18 protein-coding genes are annotated in these 21,049 nt (G+C 70.9%); 8 read left to right on the forward strand and 10 right to left on the reverse strand.

The window, feature by feature from the left end; all coding sequences use genetic code 11:
- Window positions 1-71: 71 nt before the first annotated feature.
- Together IQ210_RS39240 and IQ210_RS39245 are read left to right on the forward strand one after the other, a co-directional pair.
- Window positions 72-1,352 (forward strand): acetyl-CoA C-acetyltransferase, encoded by a 1,281-nt coding sequence (locus tag IQ210_RS39240; protein ID WP_194084041.1) that lies wholly within the window; start codon window positions 72-74, stop codon window positions 1,350-1,352.
- A gap of 254 nt (window positions 1,353-1,606) precedes the next feature.
- On the forward strand, window positions 1,607-3,526 hold the full coding sequence (locus IQ210_RS39245) for an AMP-dependent synthetase/ligase (RefSeq protein ID WP_194084042.1): 1,920 nt from the start codon (window positions 1,607-1,609) through the stop codon (window positions 3,524-3,526).
- Between the two features lie 9 nt (window positions 3,527-3,535).
- On the opposite strand, the gene IQ210_RS39250 is transcribed toward IQ210_RS39245, so the two are convergent.
- The 3 genes from IQ210_RS39250 to IQ210_RS39260 form a co-directional block, all read right to left on the reverse strand.
- On the reverse strand, window positions 3,536-4,300 hold the full coding sequence (locus IQ210_RS39250; RefSeq protein WP_194084043.1) for a PIG-L deacetylase family protein: 765 nt from the start codon (window positions 4,298-4,300) through the stop codon (window positions 3,536-3,538).
- A gap of 874 nt (window positions 4,301-5,174) precedes the next feature.
- Window positions 5,175-5,354, reverse strand: a complete 180-nt coding sequence (locus IQ210_RS39255) for a DUF397 domain-containing protein (RefSeq protein ID WP_194084044.1) — start codon at window positions 5,352-5,354, stop codon at window positions 5,175-5,177.
- Complete coding sequence (locus IQ210_RS39260; protein WP_194084045.1) at window positions 5,351-6,205, reverse strand: helix-turn-helix domain-containing protein; 855 nt, start codon at window positions 6,203-6,205, stop codon at window positions 5,351-5,353. Before IQ210_RS39260 ends, IQ210_RS39255 begins: the two co-directional genes overlap by 4 nt.
- Before the next feature lie 117 nt (window positions 6,206-6,322).
- On the opposite strand from IQ210_RS39260, the gene IQ210_RS39265 reads away from it, so the two are divergent.
- Complete coding sequence (locus IQ210_RS39265) at window positions 6,323-6,799, forward strand: ATP-binding protein (protein ID WP_322657835.1); 477 nt, start codon at window positions 6,323-6,325, stop codon at window positions 6,797-6,799.
- Here the strand turns inward: IQ210_RS39265 and IQ210_RS39270 are convergent.
- Entirely contained in the window at window positions 6,735-7,628 is an 894-nt protein-coding gene (locus tag IQ210_RS39270; RefSeq protein ID WP_194084046.1) for a LysR family transcriptional regulator, read from the reverse strand. The genes IQ210_RS39265 and IQ210_RS39270 overlap by 65 nt on opposite strands.
- 156 nt (window positions 7,629-7,784) lie before the next feature.
- Here IQ210_RS39270 and IQ210_RS39275 point away from each other — a divergent pair, with 156 nt between their 5' ends.
- Together IQ210_RS39275 and kstD are read left to right on the forward strand one after the other, a co-directional pair.
- The gene (locus IQ210_RS39275; protein WP_194084047.1) at window positions 7,785-8,330 is read left to right on the forward strand and encodes a DUF6817 domain-containing protein; all 546 of its coding nucleotides are present in this window, start codon (window positions 7,785-7,787) and stop codon (window positions 8,328-8,330) included.
- Between the two features lie 75 nt (window positions 8,331-8,405).
- Window positions 8,406-10,163 (forward strand): 3-oxosteroid 1-dehydrogenase, encoded by a 1,758-nt coding sequence (gene kstD / locus IQ210_RS39280; protein WP_194084048.1) that lies wholly within the window; start codon window positions 8,406-8,408, stop codon window positions 10,161-10,163.
- A gap of 3 nt (window positions 10,164-10,166) precedes the next feature.
- On the opposite strand, the gene IQ210_RS39285 is transcribed toward kstD, so the two are convergent.
- The 3 genes from IQ210_RS39285 to IQ210_RS39295 are packed head-to-tail and all read right to left on the reverse strand — an operon-like array spanning window position 10,167 to window position 11,916.
- Window positions 10,167-10,877 (reverse strand): class I SAM-dependent methyltransferase, encoded by a 711-nt coding sequence (locus IQ210_RS39285; protein ID WP_194084049.1) that lies wholly within the window; start codon window positions 10,875-10,877, stop codon window positions 10,167-10,169.
- A gap of 50 nt (window positions 10,878-10,927) precedes the next feature.
- Window positions 10,928-11,242 (reverse strand): AzlD domain-containing protein, encoded by a 315-nt coding sequence (locus IQ210_RS39290; protein ID WP_194084050.1) that lies wholly within the window; start codon window positions 11,240-11,242, stop codon window positions 10,928-10,930.
- Complete coding sequence (locus tag IQ210_RS39295; protein ID WP_194084051.1) at window positions 11,239-11,916, reverse strand: AzlC family ABC transporter permease; 678 nt, start codon at window positions 11,914-11,916, stop codon at window positions 11,239-11,241. Before IQ210_RS39295 ends, IQ210_RS39290 begins: the two co-directional genes overlap by 4 nt.
- A gap of 54 nt (window positions 11,917-11,970) precedes the next feature.
- Here IQ210_RS39295 and IQ210_RS39300 point away from each other — a divergent pair, with 54 nt between their 5' ends.
- Entirely contained in the window at window positions 11,971-12,543 is a 573-nt protein-coding gene (locus IQ210_RS39300; protein WP_228049290.1) for a helix-turn-helix domain-containing protein, read from the forward strand.
- A gap of 94 nt (window positions 12,544-12,637) precedes the next feature.
- On the opposite strand, the gene IQ210_RS39305 is transcribed toward IQ210_RS39300, so the two are convergent.
- Window positions 12,638-12,841: a cold-shock protein gene (locus IQ210_RS39305; protein WP_003992177.1), complete on the reverse strand. Its 204-nt coding sequence runs from the start codon at window positions 12,839-12,841 to the stop codon at window positions 12,638-12,640.
- A 286-nt stretch (window positions 12,842-13,127) separates the two neighbouring features.
- On the opposite strand from IQ210_RS39305, the gene IQ210_RS39310 reads away from it, so the two are divergent.
- Both IQ210_RS39310 and IQ210_RS39315 read left to right on the forward strand, forming a co-directional pair.
- Window positions 13,128-13,976 carry a menaquinone biosynthetic enzyme MqnA/MqnD family protein gene (locus tag IQ210_RS39310; protein ID WP_194084052.1) on the forward strand — a complete coding sequence of 283 codons (849 nt, stop codon included), beginning with the start codon at window positions 13,128-13,130 and terminating at the stop codon, window positions 13,974-13,976.
- A gap of 78 nt (window positions 13,977-14,054) precedes the next feature.
- Window positions 14,055-15,740, forward strand: a complete 1,686-nt coding sequence (locus IQ210_RS39315) for a serine/threonine-protein kinase (protein WP_194084053.1) — start codon at window positions 14,055-14,057, stop codon at window positions 15,738-15,740.
- On the opposite strand, the gene IQ210_RS39320 is transcribed toward IQ210_RS39315, so the two are convergent.
- Together IQ210_RS39320 and IQ210_RS39325 are read right to left on the reverse strand one after the other, a co-directional pair.
- The gene (locus IQ210_RS39320; protein ID WP_194084054.1) at window positions 15,733-16,314 is read right to left on the reverse strand and encodes a hypothetical protein; all 582 of its coding nucleotides are present in this window, start codon (window positions 16,312-16,314) and stop codon (window positions 15,733-15,735) included. The two genes, IQ210_RS39315 and IQ210_RS39320, sit on opposite strands and share 8 nt — an antisense overlap.
- A complete protein-coding gene (locus IQ210_RS39325; protein WP_194084055.1) occupies window positions 16,311-20,909 on the reverse strand; it encodes an FtsK/SpoIIIE domain-containing protein in 4,599 nt (1,532 codons plus the stop codon). Before IQ210_RS39325 ends, IQ210_RS39320 begins: the two co-directional genes overlap by 4 nt.
- Between the last annotated feature and the right edge of the window lie 140 nt (window positions 20,910-21,049).

A 21,049-nucleotide genomic window follows, 5' to 3' on the forward strand; every position in this document is an offset into this window, starting at 1 on the left:
CTCTGGAGTAAGGTTACCGGAGGTAAGCCTATGTCACACAGGTCCATGTCACGTATGGGGAGCAGGTCGAGATGAGCCTTCTTCGGGCACCCGCGACGCGCCGGGTCGCGATCATCGGCGGCAGCCGCGGCCCCTTCGCCCGCTCCGACGGCCCGTACGCCACCGCCTCCAACCAGGAGATGCTGACGACGGTGGTGGACGGCCTCGTGGACCGTCTCGGGCTGCGTCAGCCGGGCGCGGTCGGCGAGTTCGTCGCCGGGGCCGTCCTCAAGCACGCCCGTGACTTCAACCTGGCCCGCGAGACGGTCCTCGGCTCGAAGCTGGCGCCGACGACCCCGGCGTACGACATCCAGCAGGCCTGCGGCACCGGACTCCAGGCCGTCATCGCCGCCGCCAACAAGATCGCCCTCGGCCAGACCGAGTCCGCGATCGCGGGCGGCGCGGACACCGCGAGCGACGCGCCGCTCAGCGTCAACGACGGCCTGCGGCGCATCCTGCTGGCGGCCCGCAGGGCGAAGTCCGTCGGCGGCCGCCTCAAGGCCCTCGCCCGGGTCCGCCCCGGCCACCTCGTCCCCGACATCCCGCGCAACGCCGAGCCCCGCACCGGCCTGTCGATGGGCGAGCACGCGGCCGTCACCGCACGCGCCTGGGGCGTGACCCGCGAGGCCCAGGACGAGCTGGCGGCGACAAGTCATCAGCGGTTGGCGGCGGCGTACGAGCGGGGCTTCTTCGACGACTTGGTGGTGCCGTTCCGCGGCCTGGACCGGGACCAGAACCTGCGCCCGGGCTCGACGGTGGAGAAACTGGCCTCCCTGAAGCCGGTGTTCGGCCTGGACGCCCCCAACCCGACCATGACGGCGGGGAATTCGACCCCGCTCACCGATGGCGCCGCGGTCGTCCTGCTCGCGTCGGAGGAGTGGGCGGAGGCGCGCGGCCTGAAACCCCTGGCCTACCTGACGGCGTACGAGACGGCGGCCGTGGACTTCGTCGCCGGGGACCCCGCCGAGGACGGGCTGCTGATGGCCCCGGCGCGCGCGGTGCCGCGCATGCTGGAGCGGACCGGGCTGGTCATGGACGACTTCGACCTCGTCGAGGTGCACGAGGCGTTCGCGTCCCAGGTGCTGGCGACGCTGGCGGCGTGGGAGAAGGCGGGGCTGACCCCCGTGGACCGCGCCCGCCTGAACGTGACCGGCTCCTCCCTCGCCACCGGGCACCCCTTCGCGGCGACCGGCGCCCGGATCGTGGCGACGCTGGCCAAGCTGCTGGCCGAGCAAGGAGGGCCGGGGCGAGGGCTGATCTCGGTGTGCGCGGCGGGTGGGCAGGGGGTGACGGCGGTGCTGGAACGGCCGTGATCCCCGTGTGTCCCGGTCATTGGTTCACACATAGCTGACAAAGGCTCACTTTGCGCCAGATGTTGCACAGACCCGGCCCGGGAGCCTCCCCGAACCCTCACAAGCTCGCCACGTAGGCCTCCTAGGATCGCCGGGTCCCCAAGACCTAACTGCCGGTAACCCCCCAAGTCGCACTCGCCGGTGAACGTCCAGGTACGCCCGGTGCGTACCTATGCAGCAGAGCGGTATTGAGCTGCGCGCCCCAGGAGCTGCCCATGTCGTCGTCCCTGCCCTACGCCGCTGCCACCGACTACGACGGCGCGCCCGTGCTCGTGGCACCGGAGATACGTCGGCTGGACGGCGAGGTCCGCGAGGTGTCCGTCCCGCCGGTCGTGCCGCCGGTGACCCACGGCTCCCTCGCCGACCTGCCGTTCGAGAACGCGGAGGCGGGCCCCGGGGACCGGGTGCTCAGCCGCCGTACACCGGACGGGGGTTGGTCGGACGTGACGGCGGCCGACTTCGCCGCACAGGTGCGCGCGCTGGCGAAGGGCCTGATCGCGGAGGGCCTCGTCCCCGGCGACCGGATCGCCGTCATGGCCCGCACGATCTACGAGTGGACCCTCCTCGACTTCGCCGCCTGGGCGGCCGGCCTGGTCACGGTCCCCATCTACCCCACCTCCTCGGTCTTCCAGACCCGCTGGATCCTCCAGGATTCGGGCGCGGTGGCCCTGGTGACGGAGGCCGTCTCCCAAGCCGCCGCCCTGGGCCCGGAGTTGAACCGCCTGCCCGACCTGCGCCACCTGTGGGTCATCGAGAAGGGCCACGTCGACCGCCTGGCCGAGCTCGGCACGCAGGTCCCCGACGCCGAAGTCGACGTACGGCGCGGCATGTTGGTCCCCGACACCCTCGCCACGGTCATCTACACCTCGGGCACCACCGGCCGCCCCAAGGGCTGCGCGATCTCGCACGGCAACTTCCTCTCCGAGGTCGACAACGCGATCGAGATCCTCCACCCGGTCTTCAAGTCCCGCTCGGACGAAGAGCTGGCGACCCTCCTCTTCCTCCCCATGTCCCATGTCTTCGGCCGCATGGTGGCGGTGGCGTGCGTCCGCGCGAGGGTCCGCCTGGGCCACGCGCCGAGCCTGAAGTCGGACGACCTGCTCGGCGACCTGGCCAGCTTCCGCCCCACCTTCCTCCTCGCCATCCCGTACATGCTGGAGAAGGTCTTCAACAACGCGCGCGCCAAGGCGGAGAGCGGGGGCAGGGTCTCGGCCTTCGACCGCGCTGCGAGCGTGGCGATCCGCTACGGCGAGGCGATGGAGGAGAAGGCGGCGGGCACCGGCGGAGGCCCGAGTACGGCCCTGAAGGCGGCCCGCACCTTCTACGACCCCCTGGTCTACCGCCGCATCCGCAACGCCATGGGCGGCCGAGTCCGCCACATCATCTCCGGCGGCTCCCCGCTCGGCCGCAACATCGCGGCGTTCTTCGCCGGGGCGGGCATGGAGATCTACGAGGGCTACGGCCTGACGGAGACGACGGGCGCGGCGACGGTGACGCCACCGCTCAAGCCCCGCCTGGGCACGGTGGGTTGGCCCCTGCCCGGCATGAAGGTCCGTATCGCCGCAGACGGCGAGATCCTGCTGGCCGGCGGCCCGGTGTTCCGCGGCTACTGGGACCCGAACGCGGGCGGAGTGACCCCCGCGTCGGTGGACGGCTGGTTCGCGACGGGCGACATCGGCAGCCTGGACGACGAGGGATACCTGACGATCACGGGCAGGAAGAAGGAACTCCTGATCACGGCGGGCGGCAAGACGGTGGCCCCCGCCCCCCTGGAGAACTGGCTGCGCCAGCACCCCCTGATCTCCCAGTGCATGGTGGTGGGCGACCGCCGCCCCTACGTCGCGGCCCTGATCACCCTCGACATGGACGGCATCACCCACTGGCGCCAGATGAACGGCAAGCACCCGGTACCGGCCGAACTGCTGGTGGGGGACGACGAGTTGCGCGCGATCATGCAACGCGCGGTGGACGAAGCGAACAAGCTGGTGTCCCGCCCGGAATCCATCCGCCGCTTCGAGGTACTGCCACGGGACTTCACGGAGGCGGAGGGGCATCTGACCCCGTCGATGAAGCTGCGGAGAGAGACGGTGATGCAGGAGTTCGCGCGGGAGATCGAGGGGTTGTACGAGCGCTGAGGCCGGGGTTCACAACGCCGACCGGGGCGGCGCGGGGCTTGCCGCGCCGTGGCGGACGTACCACTCCGTGGACAGCAGCCGGACCCGCTCGCCGAACGGCAACGCGGCGAGCCGCCCGGGCAGGGCACCGCGTACGACCTCGCTGCGGTGGGCGGCGATGGCACGCAGCTTCGTCTCGATCCAAGGGCGTACGTCGATGACGGCGGCGACCCACTCGTCGGGGACGCTGTAGGAGTCCCGGCCAGGCCGGAGGAGTCGCCCACCCAGCGCGCCGGCTGCTGAGTCGGGGTGGGTGGCGAGGTAGAGGGCCCGGGGTTGCCAGGGGGCGCCTGCGTCGGGGTAGAGGTGCGGCCAGTTGGCCGCCTGGACGGCGAGGGCGGTGACGCGGTGGGTGTGGATGTGGTCGGGGTGGCCGGTGAGCCCGCCGTAGGCGTCGTGGGTGACGAGGACTTCGGGCCGGAACTCCCGGATGTGCGCAACGAGTTGTCGTACGACGTCATCGAGAGGCGCGTCGCAGAGGCGGGGGCGGCCGACCGCAGACTCCGGCACGCGGGCGTCGGCGTACCCGAGGAGGCGTGGCTTCCCGGCACCGAGGATGCGGAGGGCGTCCGCCAGTTCCCCGGCGCGATGGGTGTCTGCGCCCCAGGTCGCGGTGACCACGGCGGTCCGTGCGCCGGAGGCGGCGTGCTGGGCGAGGACGCCACCGGCGGAGAGGGACTCGTCGTCGGGGTGGGCGAAGACGGCGAGGAGGCTGGGGAGGCTGGGGAAGGGCATGGGGGTGCAGGTTAACGGCGCTTTCGAGGTGCCGTCGGGGCCGCCCGCTTCTGGGCCAGTGTCGTGCTTCCACGGCCCGCGTCAAGGGCGCTTCGCGTCGGCTCCGCCGATGGCCCTACGGGCCACCCTTGACCCGGTCCGCTCCAGCACGGGAGAGAAGCGAGCGAGCGGCCCGGAGGAACGGGTGGCCCGGGCCGGTTGGCGAACCCCGTCCGCTTCCCAGCCCCCGGCACGGTCGGGCGCGACCGCGCCTCGCCAGCACGCCGGGTGGGCTTGGCGGCTATCGGCCGGTGGTGAGTGTTGGGTTTGTTGCGTAGGGGCTGCCCATTTCCGCAGGTCGCGCTCGCCTCGGGTGTTACAAACTTCCCAATCGCTGCTTCTTGCGGCTGGGAGGGGGGTGCTGGTCGCGGCTCTTGGGGCTTGCGGGCTCCGCCGTTGAGGGAGCGGGGGGAGCGGTCGAGTGCGCTTGAGTCGTTCCGGGTCAGTGGGGGGGGGCCGGGCGTGCGGCGCCCCTCTTGATGCCGTCGCGTACTTCCTGGCCGGCGCCGCGCACATGCTGACCGTCGCAGGAGAGCTGCGCGGCCCGCCCTCATGTAAGCAACCCATCACGCACCACCGGCCGTTCGCCGCTAAGCCCACCCGGCGTGCTGGCGAGGCGCGACCGCGTCCGGCAACGCGGGCGACTGGAAGTCGACGGTAGCCGTCGGCGGGCGTCGGCCACCCGTTCCTCCGGGCCGCTCGCTCGCTTCTCTCCCGTGCTGGAGCGAGGTGAGTCAAGGGTGGCCCGGAGGGCCATCGGCGGAGCCGACGCGAAGCGCCCTTTACTCGGCTCGTGGAAGCACGACACTGGCCAAGAAGCGGGCGGCCCCAACGGTCACTTGAAGACGCCGATGAAGGCAGCCCAGGTGGAGGGGGCCAGCGTGAGGTGCGGGGCCTCGGGAGTTTTGGAGTCGCGGAGGTGGATGGTGGAGGGGGCTAGGGCGACTTCCAGGCACTCGCCGCCTTCGCCGCTGCTGTAGCTGGACTTGAACCAGGTGAGCTGCTCGCCGTTCATAGCTCCTCCAGCTTCTGCTCGATCAACTTCCGGGTCTCCGCAGGGGAGAGTGCCATCGCTCGCATGATCCCATAGCGGTCTGCGATCGTCCGCACCCCTTCCGGGTCGGTGACCAGTCGGGGGTGCCCGTGGGCCTCCATGTACGCCACCTGCCCATGCCCCTTGGGGGTCAGTAGGTTGAACGCGCTGTCCAGGTTGGGGTGTTCCTCCACCCGCGTCGGCATCACCTGGATCTCGACGTTCTGCATCCGCCCGACCTGCAGAATGCGCCGAAGCTGGTCCTTGTGCACGCGTTGCCCAGCGATCGGCCGGTCCAGCACGACCTCTTCGAGTACGTAACTCACGATGGGCGACGGCCTACGCTCGAAGAGCTGCTGTCGGGAGAGCCGGTCCGCCACCCGCCGCTCGATGGTCTCTTCGTCAAGGAACGGCCGTCGCTTGGCGAACACGGCCCGTGCATGGTCCTCGGTCTGGAGCAGCCCAGGCACCGCATGGTTGGCGTAAAAATGCAGCTCAACCGCCTCCGCCTCCAACCCCGCATAATCCCGATACCACTCCGGATGCCGAGTCCGTGCCTTCGTCATCGCCGCCTCGACCTCCGGGACCACCTCCAGCAACAACCCACCGGCGTCGAGTACTTCATTCGCCTTGATGAGCACCTCGGGCCGAAGTGTCCGCACCCCGCGCTCCATCGCCGAGATCGCGTCCGGCCCGTACCCCACCAGTTCCCCGAACTCCTTCTGCGTCAGCCCTTTCCGATCCCGCAGGAACTTCAGCATCTTGCCCAGCGCGACGAAGAGCCCAGCCGTCCCTTCCGCCTCCGCAGGCGTCTCAGGTCGCCGCTCGCTCACCTACCTCACCCCTCCCACCCGACAACCCGTACGCACGACCCACCGCACCCGTACAACTACCCAGCGTCGCCGAGCCGCACCTGGCCAGCGTAAAGACAACCCACCACGCTCAGTCACGTGAACACCGAAATCTCCACCCGCCTCAGCGCAACGCCCCGCGGTGCCCGCCTCGCCCGGCGGCTCACCGCACATCAGCTGGACACCTGGGGCCACCCCTACGACAGCGAGGTCAACCACACCGCCCAGCAGGTCGTCGCCGAGCTCGCCGCCAATGCCGTCACCCACGGCAGAGTCCCCGGCCGCGACTTCGAACTCCGGCTCAGACTGACCTCGGAGGACACGGTCCGTATCGAGGTGAGCGACGCCCGTCACGACCGTCGACTCCGTTACGTCACCGACCCGGACGCCGCCAACGGCCGTGGGCTCATCCTCGTATCGCTGCTCGCACAGGCATGGGGCGTCACCGAGCGGACCGTCGGCAAGACCGTGTGGGCCGAAATCCCCCTCAAGGAACCCAGGCCCTCAGCCGTCAACGCCCGGGGGTTCGGCGGAACCTCTCCACCGTGTCCGCGAACGCCCGCGCCGGCGGACTGAGCGCCTCCCACCGCCGTACCGCCCACCCCACCGGCAACGGCCGCAACTCCGGCACCGGGATCAGCCGAAGATCGCCCCCCGTCGCCGCCAGCCCGGACAGCTCCGGTACGACCGCCCGCCCCACCCCCAACTCGGCGAGCAGCAAAGCCGTGTCCCAGTCGGCCACGTTGGTGTCGTGCGTCAGCTCCACACCCAACTCGACGCAAGAAGACTCCAGTTGCGCGGCCGACGCCGAGTTGGGCGGCAGTCGGATCAGCCGTACGTCCGCCAACTCGGCGGCCCCGATTCGGTCCCGCTCCGCCAGCGGATCGTCCGCCCGTACCGCCAGCACCCACGGCAGCTCCGCCACCGCCCGCTGCTCGATCCCCCGCACCGGGCGGCCGAGTGTGATCCACGCCAGGTCCAGCGAACCGTCCGCGAGTGCCTCGAAGCTGCCCCGCCCCGAACTCACCGTCCGGAACTCCAGGTTCACGCGCGGATGGCGGCGCCGGAACTCCACCACCGCGTCCCCCATGAAGTGCCGTACCGTCGTCGCGCCGGTCGCGACGCGCACGTACCCGCTCGACCCGTCGATCAACTCCCGCAACTGCCGTACGGCCAGGTCGAGTCCGGCGATTCCCTCGGACGCCGCCGCTTCCAGTAGCCGGCCCGCCTGCGTCGGCACTACACCCCGCGGCTGCCGCTCCACCAGTGCGACGCCCGTCTCCCGCTCCAGCCGCTTCACGTGCTGGCTCACCGCGGACTGCGTGCACCCGAGCTCCCGCGCCACCGCACTCAGGCTCCCGGCCCGGCACACCGCCACGAACACCCGCAGGTCATCGAGGGTCATACACCCAAGCTAACACTTGGGTTCCTCCCATAAATCCCAAGGATTGACTGTGCTGTTCGTCCGTACGACGATCTCCTCAGGGCCCCACGGGCGGCAACCCGCTCCACCCGGGAACGAGCGGGTGCCGACCCACCCCGTACCCGGAAGGGAATCCCCATGGCGTACGACCCCTTCGGTCAAGCGGACTCCCTACTAAGGGAGTTGGGCGCCGAGCACATCCCCCACCCCGGCGGCACCCTCCTCACCCACCTCCACCGCGTACGCGACCGCCTCGCCACCTGGAACGCCCGGCCCGCCCTCCAACTCGCCGGCCTCTGCCACGCCTTCTACGGGACTGACGGGTTCCCTCAGCCCCTGCTTCCGCTCGACCGTCGCGCCGAACTCAGGGCAGCGATAGGCGTAGAGGCGGAGGCGATCGTCCACCTCTACGCGAGCTGCGACCGCGCGGCGACCTATCCGGCCCTCACCACCCCCACCGGCCCGTTCCACGACCGCTTCACCGGCCGCACCCACACCCCAGCCCCGGCCCTCCGCCAGGACTTCGCCGAGCTCACCGCCGCCAACGAGCTCGACCTCGCTGCCGAGGACCCTGCCTTTCGCGACCGCCACGGTCCCGCCCTCCTCGCGCTCTTCACCCGCTTCCGTCCGCTGCTGAGCCGACCGGCATGGGAGGACTGCACGGCCCTCCTCCCCGGCCCTTGACTTCACAAGGTCCCCGCGTCACATTCCCCTTTCCGGCACAGAATCTGACGCTGTATCAGACAGGGGGGCGGACCCATGACGGGCAGCCCGGACGCCGCAAGACCGACCCGTAGACAGGTACTCGGCACCTCCGTGGCCGCCGGGCTCGCCGTCGCCACCGTCGCTCCACAGACCGCCCGGGCCGCCGACCTCCCCCTCCTCGGCACCTACGACGTCGTCGTCATCGGCTCCGGTGCGGCCGGGATGACCGCCGCGCTCACCGCCGCCAAGCAGGGGCTGACTGTTGTTGTGCTGGAGAAGGCGCCCACCTTCGGTGGGTCCGCCGCCCGTTCCGGTGCCGGGATCTGGATTCCCAACAACCCGGTGATTCTTGCCGCCGGGGTGCCGGACACGCCCGCCAAGGCCGCCGCCTACCTCGCCGCCGTCGTCGGGGCCGATGTCCCGGTCGCGCGGCAGCAGGCCTTCCTCGCCCACGGCCCCGCCATGCTCTCCTTCGTCATGGCCAACAGCCCGCTGCGATTCCGGTGGATGGAGGGGTACAGCGACTACTACCCCGAGCTGCCGGGCGGCCTCCCCAACGGACGTTCCATCGAGCCCGACTACCTCGACGGCCACATCCTCGGCGCCGAACTCGCCCATCTGAACCCGTCGTACATGGAAGTCCCGGACGGAATGGTGGTGTTCTCCGCCGACTACAAGTGGCTCACCCTCGCCGCCGTGAGCGCCAAGGGGCTCGCCGTCGCCACCGAGTGTCTGGCGCGGGGCACGAAGGCCCTCACCCTCGGGCAGGCCCCGCTCACCATGGGGCAGTCCCTCGCGGGCGGGCTCCGGAAGGGGCTGATGGACGCCGGGGTGCCCGTCCGGCTCAACACCCCCCTCACCGACCTCCTCGTCGAGAGCGGAACCGTCACCGGCGCCGTCACCCCCGCCGGTCTCTACCGCGCCCGGCGCGCCGTCGTCGTCGGCTCCGGCGGCTTCGAGCACAACCTCGCCATGCGGACGCAGTACCAGCGGCAGCCCATCGGGACCGACTGGACCGTGGGCGCGAAGGAGAACACCGGGGACGGCATCCGCGCCGGGCAGCGGGTCGGGGCCGCGCTCGGGCTGATGGACGACGCCTGGTGGGGGCCCGCGATCCCGCTCCCCGACCAGCCCTACTTCTGCCTCGCCGAACGCACCCTCCCGGGCGGGCTCATGGTCAACGCGGCCGGCGGACGGTTCGTGAACGAGGCCGCCCCCTACAGCGACGTCGTCCACGTCATGTACGACCGGAATCCGACCGACCCGGACATCCCGGCCTGGCTGATCGTCGACCAGAACTACCGCAACCGGTACCTCTTCAAGGACGTCAGCCCGACGTTCACCTTCCCCGACGACTGGTACAGCTCGGGGGCCGCCCACAAGGCCTGGACCGTCGACGCCCTCGCCACCGCCATCGGCGTCGCGCCGGCCGCTCTCCGCGCCACCGTCTCGCGCTTCAACTCCCTTGCCCTGCAAGGCAAGGACCCCGACTTCCACCGCGGCGACAGCGCCTACGACCACTACTACACGGACCCCTCGGTCCTCCCCAACTCCTGCCTCGCTCCCCTCTGGCTGCCCCCGTACTACGCCTTCCGTATCGTCCCCGGCGACCTCGGCACCAAGGGCGGCCTCGTCACCGACGCCCGTGCGCGCGTCCTGCGCGACGACGGCACGGTCATCCCCGGTCTGTACGCGGCCGGGAACGCCAGCGCCGCCGTCATGGGGCACAGTTACGCGGGCGCGGGCTCGACGATCGGGCCGGCGATGACGTTCGGGTACATCGCCGCCAAGGACATCGCGGGCACCCTCTGAGCCTCAGGCGCGGGCGATCAGGAACGCCTGCGGGCTCAACTCGCCTCCCTCTGCGGCCCGTACGGTCCGGGACAGCAGCTCGAAACCGGCGGCCTCCAGCAGGCCGCCGATGAACTCCGGCTGCCGGCGCTGGAAGTCGAGGATCACGTCATGCCCGAAGGGCTTGTCGTGGCGCTTCGGCTCGTCACCGACCTGGAAGCCGATGAGCAGATGACCGCCTGGGGCCAGGACCCGCCGGAACTCCCGGAACAGCGACGGCAGTTCCTCCACAGGGGTGTGGATGGAGGAGTACCAGGACACCGCCCCCGCGAGCGAGCCGTCCGCCACGTCCAGCTCCAGCATCGACCCCTGCACGAAGAGCAGGTCCGGGTTCTCCCGGCGGGCGATGGCCAGCATCCCCTCCGAGAGGTCGAGGCCGAACACGTCCAGGCCCAGCGACCGCAGGTACGCCGTAGCCCGGCCGGGCCCGCAGCCGAGATCGGCCACCGCCCCACCGGGGCCCACGAGTTCGGCGAACACCCCGAACACCGCCCGCTCCATCGGCGCCTTCGCGAACGGCTCACGGAACCGCTCGGCGTAGTCCTCGGCGACGGTGTCGTAGAACACCCGGGTACGGGTCAGGAAGTCAGCAGGGGCGGAGGCCGGGGAGTCGGCGGAGGCAGAGGCCAGGAAGTCAGCGGGGGCGTCGGGGTTCAGGAAATCGGAGTCGGTCATGGCGCGCGACCCTACAAGCCCCCACTGACACTCCCTCTCCCGTCCGTGCCCTACGCCACCCCGGCCGCCCGCAGCACCGCCGCCGTCCCCGCCGCCCCGAGCACCACGACCACGAACGGCGCCCTGCGCCACGCCAGTACCGCCCCCACCAGCACCCCCGTCGGCCGCGCCCACCCCGCGAAGCCGCCGCCCTCCGTCAGCGCCCCGGTCGCGAGCAGCGCGGTCAGCAGGACGATCGCACCCGCCGACAGCAACTCCTGGACCCGGGCGGGGAGTTCGACGCGGCCGTGCAGTGCGGGGCCGACCAGCCGGAAGGCGTACGTCCCCACCGCCAGCGCCAGGATCATGGCCACGGTCGCGCTCATGCCGTACGCCCCTTTCCGAAGGCCAGGAGACCGGCCAGCGCCAGCAGGACCGGCACGCCCGCCGGGGCGACCGGCGTGAGGGCGAGGGCCAGGCAGGCGCCGAGCAGTGCTGATCGTCGTACGGGAGCGTCCTGTCGTAGCGCCGGAAGGACCAGCGCCACCAGTACGGCCGGGAAAGCCGCGTCCAGGCCGTAGCGGGCCGTGTCGCCGATCGCGTCTCCGGCGAGGGCGCCGATCAGGACGCCGGTGTTCCAGACGGCGTACAGGCCGAGCCCGGAGACCCAGAACGCCGTACGGCGTCGTACCGGATCGGGCTGGGCCAGGGCGAAGGCGACCGTCTCGTCGGTGACGAGGTGGGCTCCCAGGAGCCGGGCCCAGCGGCCCCGGCCGAGGGTCTCGGCGACGGCGAGGCTGTACGCGGCCGTGCGGGTGTTGAGGAGCAGGCCGGTCGTCGCGGCGGCGAGCGGGCCGCCTCCGGCCAGCAGGACACCGACCGCGCTGAACTGCGCGGAGCCCGCGTAGACGACCAGGGACATCACCACCGGCACCCAGACCGGCAGGCCTCCGGCGACGGCGATCGCGCCGAAGGAGACGCCGACGACGCCGCTGGCCAGCCAGACGAGGGAGGCGTCCCGTATCAGCTCCAGATGGGGTGTTCGCTCTGCCGTACGCATGTTCTCTACAATGAACAAGAAGTGTTGTGTTCGTCAAGGCGAACAGTCGTACCGATGGAGCGAACGAACATGGCCGACAGCCGTCTTCCGTTGGAGTGGATCGCCGCTTCGCTGCGGCGCGAGCGCGCGCGTACCGGGCTGTCGCTCTCGGAGCTCGCCAAGCGGGCCGGGATCGCGAAGTCCACGCTGTCCCAGCTGGAGGCCGGTGGCGGGAATCCGAGCGTCGAGACGCTGTGGGCGCTGGGGGTGGCGCTGGGCGTGCCGTTCAGCGCGCTGGTGGAGCCGCCAATGCCGTCCGTGCAGGTGATCAGGGCGGGGCAGGGGCCCACGGTGGCGTCCGAGAAGGCCGAGTACGCGGCCACGCTGCTGTCCGCCAGCCCGCCCGGGGCGCGGCGGGACATCTACCACCTGCGGGCCGAGCCGGGGGCCGTACGGGAGTCGGAGCCGCACATTCCGGGGAGTGTGGAGCATCTGATCGTGAGCACGGGGCGGCTCAAGGCCGGCCCGGCGGGGGAGACGGTGGAGCTGGGGGCCGGGGACTACATGACGTATCGCGGGGATGTGCCGCACTCGTACGAGGCGCTCGCTCCGGGGACGACGTTCGTGCTGGTCATGCAGCACATGTAGATGCTCAAGGGCATAAAGGCAGGAGCCCCGTCGCCTTGCGGCGCGGGGCTCCTTGGGTACTGCTCTCAGGTCCGGATCAGAGACTCGAAAAGTCTCAGACGGGGGTGACGTTCTCCGCCTGCGGGCCCTTCGGGCCCTGGGTCACGTCGAAGGAGACCTGCTGGTTCTCCTCCAGCGAACGGAAGCCGCTCGCGTTGATGGCGGAGTAGTGGACGAAGACGTCCGGGCCGCCGCCCTCCTGGGCAATGAAGCCAAAGCCCTTTTCGGCGTTGAACCACTTCACGGTTCCGGTAGCCATAAGCCCTCCTTGGGCCCAAAGGGTTGCCCTGCTCCAGAACCTGCGATTGTGAAAACAGTGCTGCACAACTGCATACGTCTGAAAACGACTAGAGCCCGCGGTTACATGCTCCGCAGGCTCTGTACTGCAAGGGAAACCAAACTGCAACTTGCGGCGAGCCTAGCATGTGGGCAGCCGAAAGCAATAGAGGCCAAGATCACGTCACCCGGAAGTTTGATCTCGCTCGTGTCGGGTTGACGGCGGGGGTGGCCATCGTACGTCAGGCCCCAGGGTCTAGCCTCACGATGTGGACAATTACCGCACCCGGCCGCGCGTCGGCCACATCCAGTTCCTGAACTGTCTGCCCCTGTACTGGGGGCTGGCGAGAACAGGCACGCTCCTCGACTTCGAGCTCACGAAGGACACCCCGGAGAAGCTCAGCGAGAAGCTGGTGCAGGGTGATCTCGACATCGGTCCCATCACCCTCGTCGAGTTCCTGCGCAACGCCGACGACCTGGTCGCCTTCCCCGACATCGCGGTCGGGTGCGACGGCCCGGTGATGTCCTGCGTGATCGTCTCGCAGGTCCCCCTGGACGAGCTCGACGGCGCCCGCGTGGCCCTCGGCTCGACCTCCCGTACGTCCGTCCGTCTCGCGCAGCTCCTGCTGTCCGAGCGGTACGGCGTCCAGCCCGACTACTACACGTGCCCGCCCGACCTCAGCCTGATGATGCAGGAGGCTGAGGCCGCCGTCCTCATCGGCGACGCGGCGCTGCGGGCCAACCTGCTTGACGGGCCGAAGTTCGGCCTGGAGGTCCATGACCTCGGCTCCCTGTGGAAGGAGTGGACGGGGCTGCCGTTCGTCTTCGCCGTGTGGGCGGCCCGCCGGGACTACCTGGAGCGCGAGCCCGTCATCACCCGCCGCGTCCACGAGGCCTTTCTCGCCTCCCGGAACCTGTCCCTCGACGAGGTCGGCAAGGTCGCCGAACAGGCCGCCCGCTGGGAGGAGTTCGACGAGCGGGTCCTGGAGCAGTACTTCACCACCCTCGACTTCCGCTTCGGCGGCCCGCAGCTGGAGGCGGTCGCGGAGTTCGCCCGCCGGGTGGGGCCGACGACGGGATTCGCGGCGGACGTGAAGGTGGAACTGCTTCAGCCGTAAGAAGGGGAACTGCTTCAGTCGTAGTCTGCATCTGAGTCTTACGGGGTCTCGACGGCCCCACGGGGGAGGGTGGGCGAGATGCAGCCACTCGGAGTCGACGAGCCGACCGCCGTCGGGCCCTACCGGCTGCTCGGCCGGCTCGGCTCCGGCGGCATGGGCCGGGTCTATCTGGGGCGCAGCGCCGGGGGCCGCACGGTCGCCGTCAAGATCGTGCACCCGCACTTCGCGCTCGACGAGGAGTTCCGCGCCCGCTTCCGGCGCGAGGTCGAGGCGGCGCGGCGGGTGGGCGGCGCCTGGACCGCCCCGGTGCTGGACGCCGACCCGGACGCGGCGGTGCCGTGGGTGGCCACGGCGTACGCGGCCGGCCCGTCCCTGACGGCGGCGGTGGCCGACGACGGTCCGCTGCCCGCGCATTCGGTACGGGTGCTGGGGGCGGGGCTGGCGGAGGCGCTGGCGGCGGTGCACGAACTCGGGCTCGTCCACCGGGACGTGAAGCCGTCCAACGTGCTGCTGACCCTCGACGGCCCGCTCCTCATCGACTTCGGCATCGCGCGGGCGACGGACGGCACGGCGTCCCTGACGTCGACCGGCGTCTCGATCGGCTCACCCGGATACATGTCGCCCGAGCAGATCCTCGGCAAGGGCGTCTCGGGGGCGGCGGACGTCTTCTCGCTCGGCGCGGTGCTGGCGTACGCGGCGAACGGGGCGTCGCCGTTCCCCGGGGACTCCTCGGCCGCCCTCCTCTACAAGGTCGTCCACGAGGAGCCCGAACTCGGGGCGCTGGACGGCGAGTTGCGGGACGTGGTGGCGGCCTGTCTGGCCAAGTCGCCCGAGGAGCGCCCGGCTCCGGCGGAGCTGTCCCGCCGGCTCGCCCCGGAAGGAGCGGCACGGCTGGTCGCGGGCGGGTGGCTGCCGGGGGCGCTGGTCGAGAGGGTGAGCCGGAGTGCCGTACAGCTGCTGAACCTGGAAGCGGCGGGGGAGGTCCCTTCGGGGGTGGTGGGGTTCAGCAGTCCCTCGGTGGGGGTGCCGGCGGGGCTGCCGACCGTGGGGGAGTTCGGGCCGCCGCCGGTGATGCCGGCGAAGCCGGTGGGGGCGCCTGTCGTGCCGGTGGTGCCTGAGCCGCGGGACGCGGTGCCGGGGGTCTCCGACGCGCGTGACACGCCCGGAAAGCTGTCCGTCTCCGTGGCGGCCACCTCCGTGCCGGGGGCGGGCGGGCGCGGGCGGCGGCTCAGCTGCACGGTGGCGCTCGCGGTCGCCGGGGCGTTGGCTGCGGTGACGGTGGGCTCGGTGTTCGTGTTCGATCTGCTGCCCGACGACGACAAGGACACCAGCGCGGGGAGTTCCGGTGCGTACTCGCCGCAGCCGACGGCGAGTTCGGCGCCGACGGAGAGTGCCGGTGCGGACGGCACGGCCCCTGGCGTCGTTCCCGATCGCTACCTCGGCACCTGGGAGGGCCAGGCCACCGGCTCCGGCATCCCGATGGGGACCTTCCGGCTGACGGTCAAGGAGGTGGCCGTGGGGGAGGAGTTGGGCAAGCTCAAGCAGACCGACATCCTCGGCGGTGTCTGCAACGACGTACTGACCCTGAAGCAGGTGACGAGGACGCAGCTGGTGGCGACCTCGGTGGGCGCGAAGTCCAACCACGAGGGCTGCAACCCGGCCGCCCACACGGTCCGGTTGACGCCGACCGGCGACGACCTGACGTACGTCTCGGAGAGCGAGGCGGAGGGGAATCCCGAGGCGCGGTTGTCGAAGGTCAAGTAGCGGTAGGAGCGGGGGCCTTGGTCCGTTGGTCGGCACGGATGCCGATCGTGAAGAGCAGGGCGAGGCCTACGGCGGCGAACGCGACGAGGCCGACGAGCCAGGCGTACGGATAGTGCTCGTGCACCCAGCAGGGGTGCCCCTCAAGATGGCAACCGCCGCTTCTGTGACGTTTCTTGGGGCGCATGCCCGCGAGCGCCACAGCCGCGACCAGCCCGAACGCGACCGCGCCCGGCAGGGCGGCGGCGCCCCAGGCCGCCGAGCGCAGCTTGTTCCCCTTGCGCCTCGCGCGGGCGAGCGGGGCGATGCACGCGCCCGCGGCGAGCGCCTCCAGGACGCCGAGGGTGAGGCTGAACCCGTACCCCTGGCCAGGCCATTCGGGTGCCAGGTCACCCCAGGCGGCAGGCCCCCACGCCTTGCCGACGAGAGCCATGACGGCGACGACGCCGGTGGCCACCGGCAACACCACCAGGGCCACCAGCCAAGGGCGTTCCCGCTGTTCCCGCTGCCGTCGGGAAGCGGGCCGCTCCCTGTTGTGCTCGTACCGGAGCGAGGGCCGGGCCGCCTTGCGGCTCACCCGGGCACCACGACCGTCCGCAGCTCCCCGTCCCCGAGGTGCAGCATGCCCTTGCCCGGGGTGATCTGGCCGCCGACCAGGCCGCGGTTGAGGCGGACGCCGATGAGGTCGCCGGAGGAGGTCTCCTGGGGGGAGAGGAGGATGCCGCGGCGGGCCTTCTTGGCGTCGACCTGCCAGCCGGAGAAGCCGGAGCAGACGTCCTCCTCGTCACCGGCGATGACCATGGCGAGACCGCGCTCGGCACCGCGCGAGACGAGCTTCTTGAACTGGCTCGCGGCGTCGCAGTCCTCGAGGATCTCGCCGTCGTCGACGAGGACGACGATCGGCTCCTCCGGGCTCGCCTCGTCCATCAGCTCCTCGAACTCGTCCTCGTCGATGTCGTCACCGGTGAAGACCTTCAACACGCCGTCCGTGCCGTCCAGTTGACGGAGCGGGGACTGGCGCGGGGCGGCGATGACCAGTCGTACGCCCTGAGTCAGGTACGACTGCGCGAAGTTCATCAGGACCGTCGAGCGGCCGGACTTGGCCGGGCCCGCGACCACGAACGTCGGGACACCCTGCGACAGGTCCGGGCCGAAGCCCACGATCTCGTCGCCGCCGATGCCGACCAGACCCCACAGCCGGGCGCGGGACGCGTCCGGGTCGCGCATCTCCCAGGCCTCCGGGAAGGAGACCCGGCTCGGCAGGCTGTCCACGCGGAAGGGGCGGTGCGTGCGGGGGACGGCGGCGTCGCGCGCTGCTGCGGCCTCGCCGATCGCCGCCAGCGCGGCGGCCTGGCCCTGGCCCGTGGTGTCCTCGGAGAGCAGCGCGAACTGCGTCTCCGTACCGAACTCGTTGCGGAAACCACGGCCCGGCGGAATCTCCTCCGGCACCTTGCGGGCCGGGATGCCGAGCGCCGAGAAGTCGCTGCGGTCGGCGAGCCGCAGACCGTACTTGTCCTCGGTGAGCGTCGCGATCCGGCCGACCAGCAGGGTGCGGTCACCGGTGAGGACGAGGTGGATACCGACCGAGGCGCCCTCGCGCATCATCGTCTGCAACTCGTCCGTCAGCGAACCGTGGTCGACCTCGCCGAGCGTGGGCACCCAGCCCTCCCAGCGGTCCAGGAGCACCACGATGTGCGGCAGCCGCTCGTCCTCGGCGACCGAGGCCCGCTGCTCGCCGATGTCCGCGAACCCCTTGTCGGCCAGGAGGTTCTGCCGGCGGTCCATCTCGGCCTTGAGGCGGTTGATGAGCCGTACGACCCGCTCGGTCTGGTTACGGCCGACGACCGCGCCGACGTGCGGCAGCCGGGTCAGCGCGTTGAGCGCGCCGTTGCCGCAGTCGATGCCGTACATGTGCACGTCCGCGACGGAGTGCGTGCGGGCGATCGAGCCCGCGAGCGTGCGCAGCACCTGCGAACGACCGCTGCGCGGCGCACCGCCGATCATCAGATGCCCGAAGGACGCGAAGTCGACCGCGACCGGGCGGCGGGCCTGCTGCGCGGGCAGGTCCTCGACACCGTACGGCGCGGGCGCCAGCTTGCCGGGCCCGCCGGCGAACGCGGGCAGCTGGATGTCGTCGAGCAGCAGCTGCTCGTCGAGCGCCGGCAGCCACGGGCTGTGCTGCGGCGGGATGCCGAGCGAGCGGTTGGCGTCCCGGATGGTGTCGACGAGGACCTTGAGGTCGGTGATCTCCTCGTCCTCACGGGACTCGGCCTTCGGCTTGACCAGCGCGGCCCGCCCGAGGTCCTCCCAGGCCAGCGGCCCCACCCACGGCATGAGTACGGCGGGATCGGCGGCACCCGGCCGCCGGCCACCCACACGCCCCGACTGGAACGGCACCAGCGAGGCGTGCCCGAGCCGGACGTACGCCCGACCCGGCGTGCTCTTGCTGATGTGACCGGCCTCGGGGGAGTCGATGACGTCGGACGACTCACCGCCGTCGGTCACGCGCAGCGCGATACGGAGGTTGGTGTTGGCGCGGATCTCGGGGGACACGACACCGGAGGGCCGCTGGGTGGCGAGGAGGAGGTGAATCCCGAGGGAACGTCCTCGCTGGGCGATGTTGACGAGTCCGGTGACGAAGTCCGGCAGGTCACGCACCATCGACGCGAACTCGTCGATGACGATGAGGAGTCGGGGCACGGGCGCGTGCGACGGATCACGCCGGACGAGATCCTGGTAGTCCTCGATGTCCTTGGCGTCGGCGGCGGCGAGGATGTGCTCGCGGCGGTGCAGCTCGGCGCCGAGGGACTCCAGGGCCCGCTCGACGAGATGGGCGTCGAGGTCGGTCACCATGCCGACGGTGTGCGGGAGATGGACACAGTCCTTGAACGCCGCGCCACCCTTGTAGTCGACGAGGACGAACGTCATGTTCTCGGGCGTGTTCGCGACGGCGAGCGCGGCCACGATGGTCTGGAGCAGCTCGGACTTACCGGAACCGGTGGTACCGGCGATGAGGCCGTGCGGACCGTCCTTGCGGATGTCGATGCCGAAGGGCCCGTCGTACGACTCACCGATCACGGCCATCGTGGACTGCCCGCCCATCCGCCAACGGGCCACGATGGCATCGCTGGTCGGCGGTTCGAGCTGAAGGACGTCAAGGAGGCGGGAGGCGGAGGGCAGCGCCGAGTCCTCGGTCTCCCCGCTGATGTCCCGCAGCGGCGAGAGCGCGCGGGCGAGCCGCAGACACCACGCCGGCGACACGAAGTCGGGCCGCACGTCCTTGATCCGCTCGGCCCCGGCCTCCTCGACGCGCAGCCGCAGTTTGTCGGCGGCTTGGGTGTGGGCCGGGTCCTCGGTGGTCTGATGCCAGGCCTGGAAGGAGGGGAAACCGGGGAAACCGCCGCCGGTGGCCTGCTGCTGCGCCTGGGCCTGCTGAAGGTGGTCGTACTCCTGCGCGGGCGGCTCGGCGACGACGTACGCCTGGCACTCCCCGGGCAGGAACCGCTCCTCGGCGTCGAGGCAGAGGGCGTAGATGGAGACGGCAGGCCCCTCGCGGAGGATTCTGACGACTCCCGGGAGGGAGCGCAGCCGGCGAGACCCGTCCCATACGACGACGATGTCGGGGTCGCTGAAGTTTGTGCCCTGGCCCTTGTTCTGTTCGGCGGCCTTCTTGCGGGCGTCGAGGATCTGGGTCAGCTCACCGATGCGGGCGCCGACGGTCTCGGCGTCGGTGCCGATGAGGACGTTGACGTCCTGCCCGGAGCCGGGCTTGGCGTGCGGCAGCCACCGGGTCCAGTCCCAGGACTCCTGCGCGGTGTTCTCACTCAGCACGTAGAACTGCACGTCCATCGGACTGTGCAGGGCCGCGGTCTGCGCGACGGCCCAACGCCCCATGGAACGAGCGGAGTCACCGGGCCCGGCCATGCCGATGACGCCGAGGGACCGGAGCGAGAGGGCGACGGGAGCGTCCTCGATCTTCCAGGTGACCTGCCGCTTGTGGTCGAGCTGTTCGGGATCGTCGAGGACGACCTCCGAATCCATCTGCCCGGTCCCGACGCGGATGAGGAGATGGTCACGGTCCGTCCGCCGCCGCTCCCAGAGGCGGGTACGCGGACCCGTGCCGAGGGAGAGGACGGTGGCAGGGTCGGGAATGGCGTGCCGCCGATCCGTCCGCTCGGCGACAAGGGCGTCCTGGGCGTCCTTCTCGACCTTCTCCTTCTGCTCCTCGTACTCCTTGACCTGCTTGGCGTGGGACTTGCGGCCGTGCTTCTTGTCGTTGAAGTAGTTGGCGAAGAGGAGGAGGGGGCTGAGGGCCGCCATGATCAGGTAGTACCAGCGCTGGAAGATCAGCACGGAGACGATGGCGCCGACGAGGGGCGTGAGCGCCATCAGCCAGGGAAGCGGCCGGGCTTCGTACTCGCGGGGAGGCGACGGCAGCCGGAACTTGGTCTGCCGGTCCGGGGGCCGGAGCCGCGGGGGCCGGTTGTAGTCGAGGCCGATGCCGTCGTCGGACCACTTGAGGGCGGCGTTGGGCGGCGAGTAACGGGCCAGCTCGAGAAGGGTGTTGCCGACGGCGATCTGCCCGCCGAGGGGCCAGTCGGTCTTGTCGCCCTTTTCTTCTTTGATGGGTTCGCCGTCGAGGGTGACGGGTGCGGGGTCGTCGTCGCTCTCGGCCTTGGTGTGGACGGCGACCTGGCAGGTGCCGTCGGTGGCGACGGACAAGGTGAGGGCGCGGGCGTCGAGTTCGGGGTCATCGATGCGGATGTACGAGGCCGGCCCGCTGCCGATGTCGTACCGCCCGACACCGAGCCGGTGCACGAACCCGGCGACGGGCCCACCGACGACACGGAGCTCGACGAGACCGGTGGGCTCGCCGGGGAGACAGCCGGCGGGGTCCTGGAGGGAGACGACCGCGCCGTCTCGGAGCGGGGAGTTGACGACCGTGGACGAGGGGTCGACGCCGTATCCATCGACGTATACGAGTGGGGCATTGTTGGCGGGGACCTGATGCTGCTGGAGCCCGAGCGGAATGACCTGGGCGCCACCGGAGGCACCGACCTGCTTGGCCAGCTCTGCCGCGATGTCCCCGACGGTGGACTCGGGATCGGCATCGAGCACGACATCGGCGGTGCCGCCACCGAACGGGTCGACGACGGTCAGAGTCAGGCGCACGGTATGTCCTCCCCACGGCCACTGTGGCCCCCGTGGCTGCTTCTGCAACGCAGGCCACGGCAGGAATCGACGATATCGGGTGGGTGTGACAACTGGGGAGCGGGGAGGCGAGGGCAGGGTGCGGTGCTGTGGATAACTTC

The organism is Streptomyces justiciae (assembly GCF_015163075.1).
GTDB classification, from domain to species: domain Bacteria; phylum Actinomycetota; class Actinomycetes; order Streptomycetales; family Streptomycetaceae; genus Streptomyces; species Streptomyces justiciae.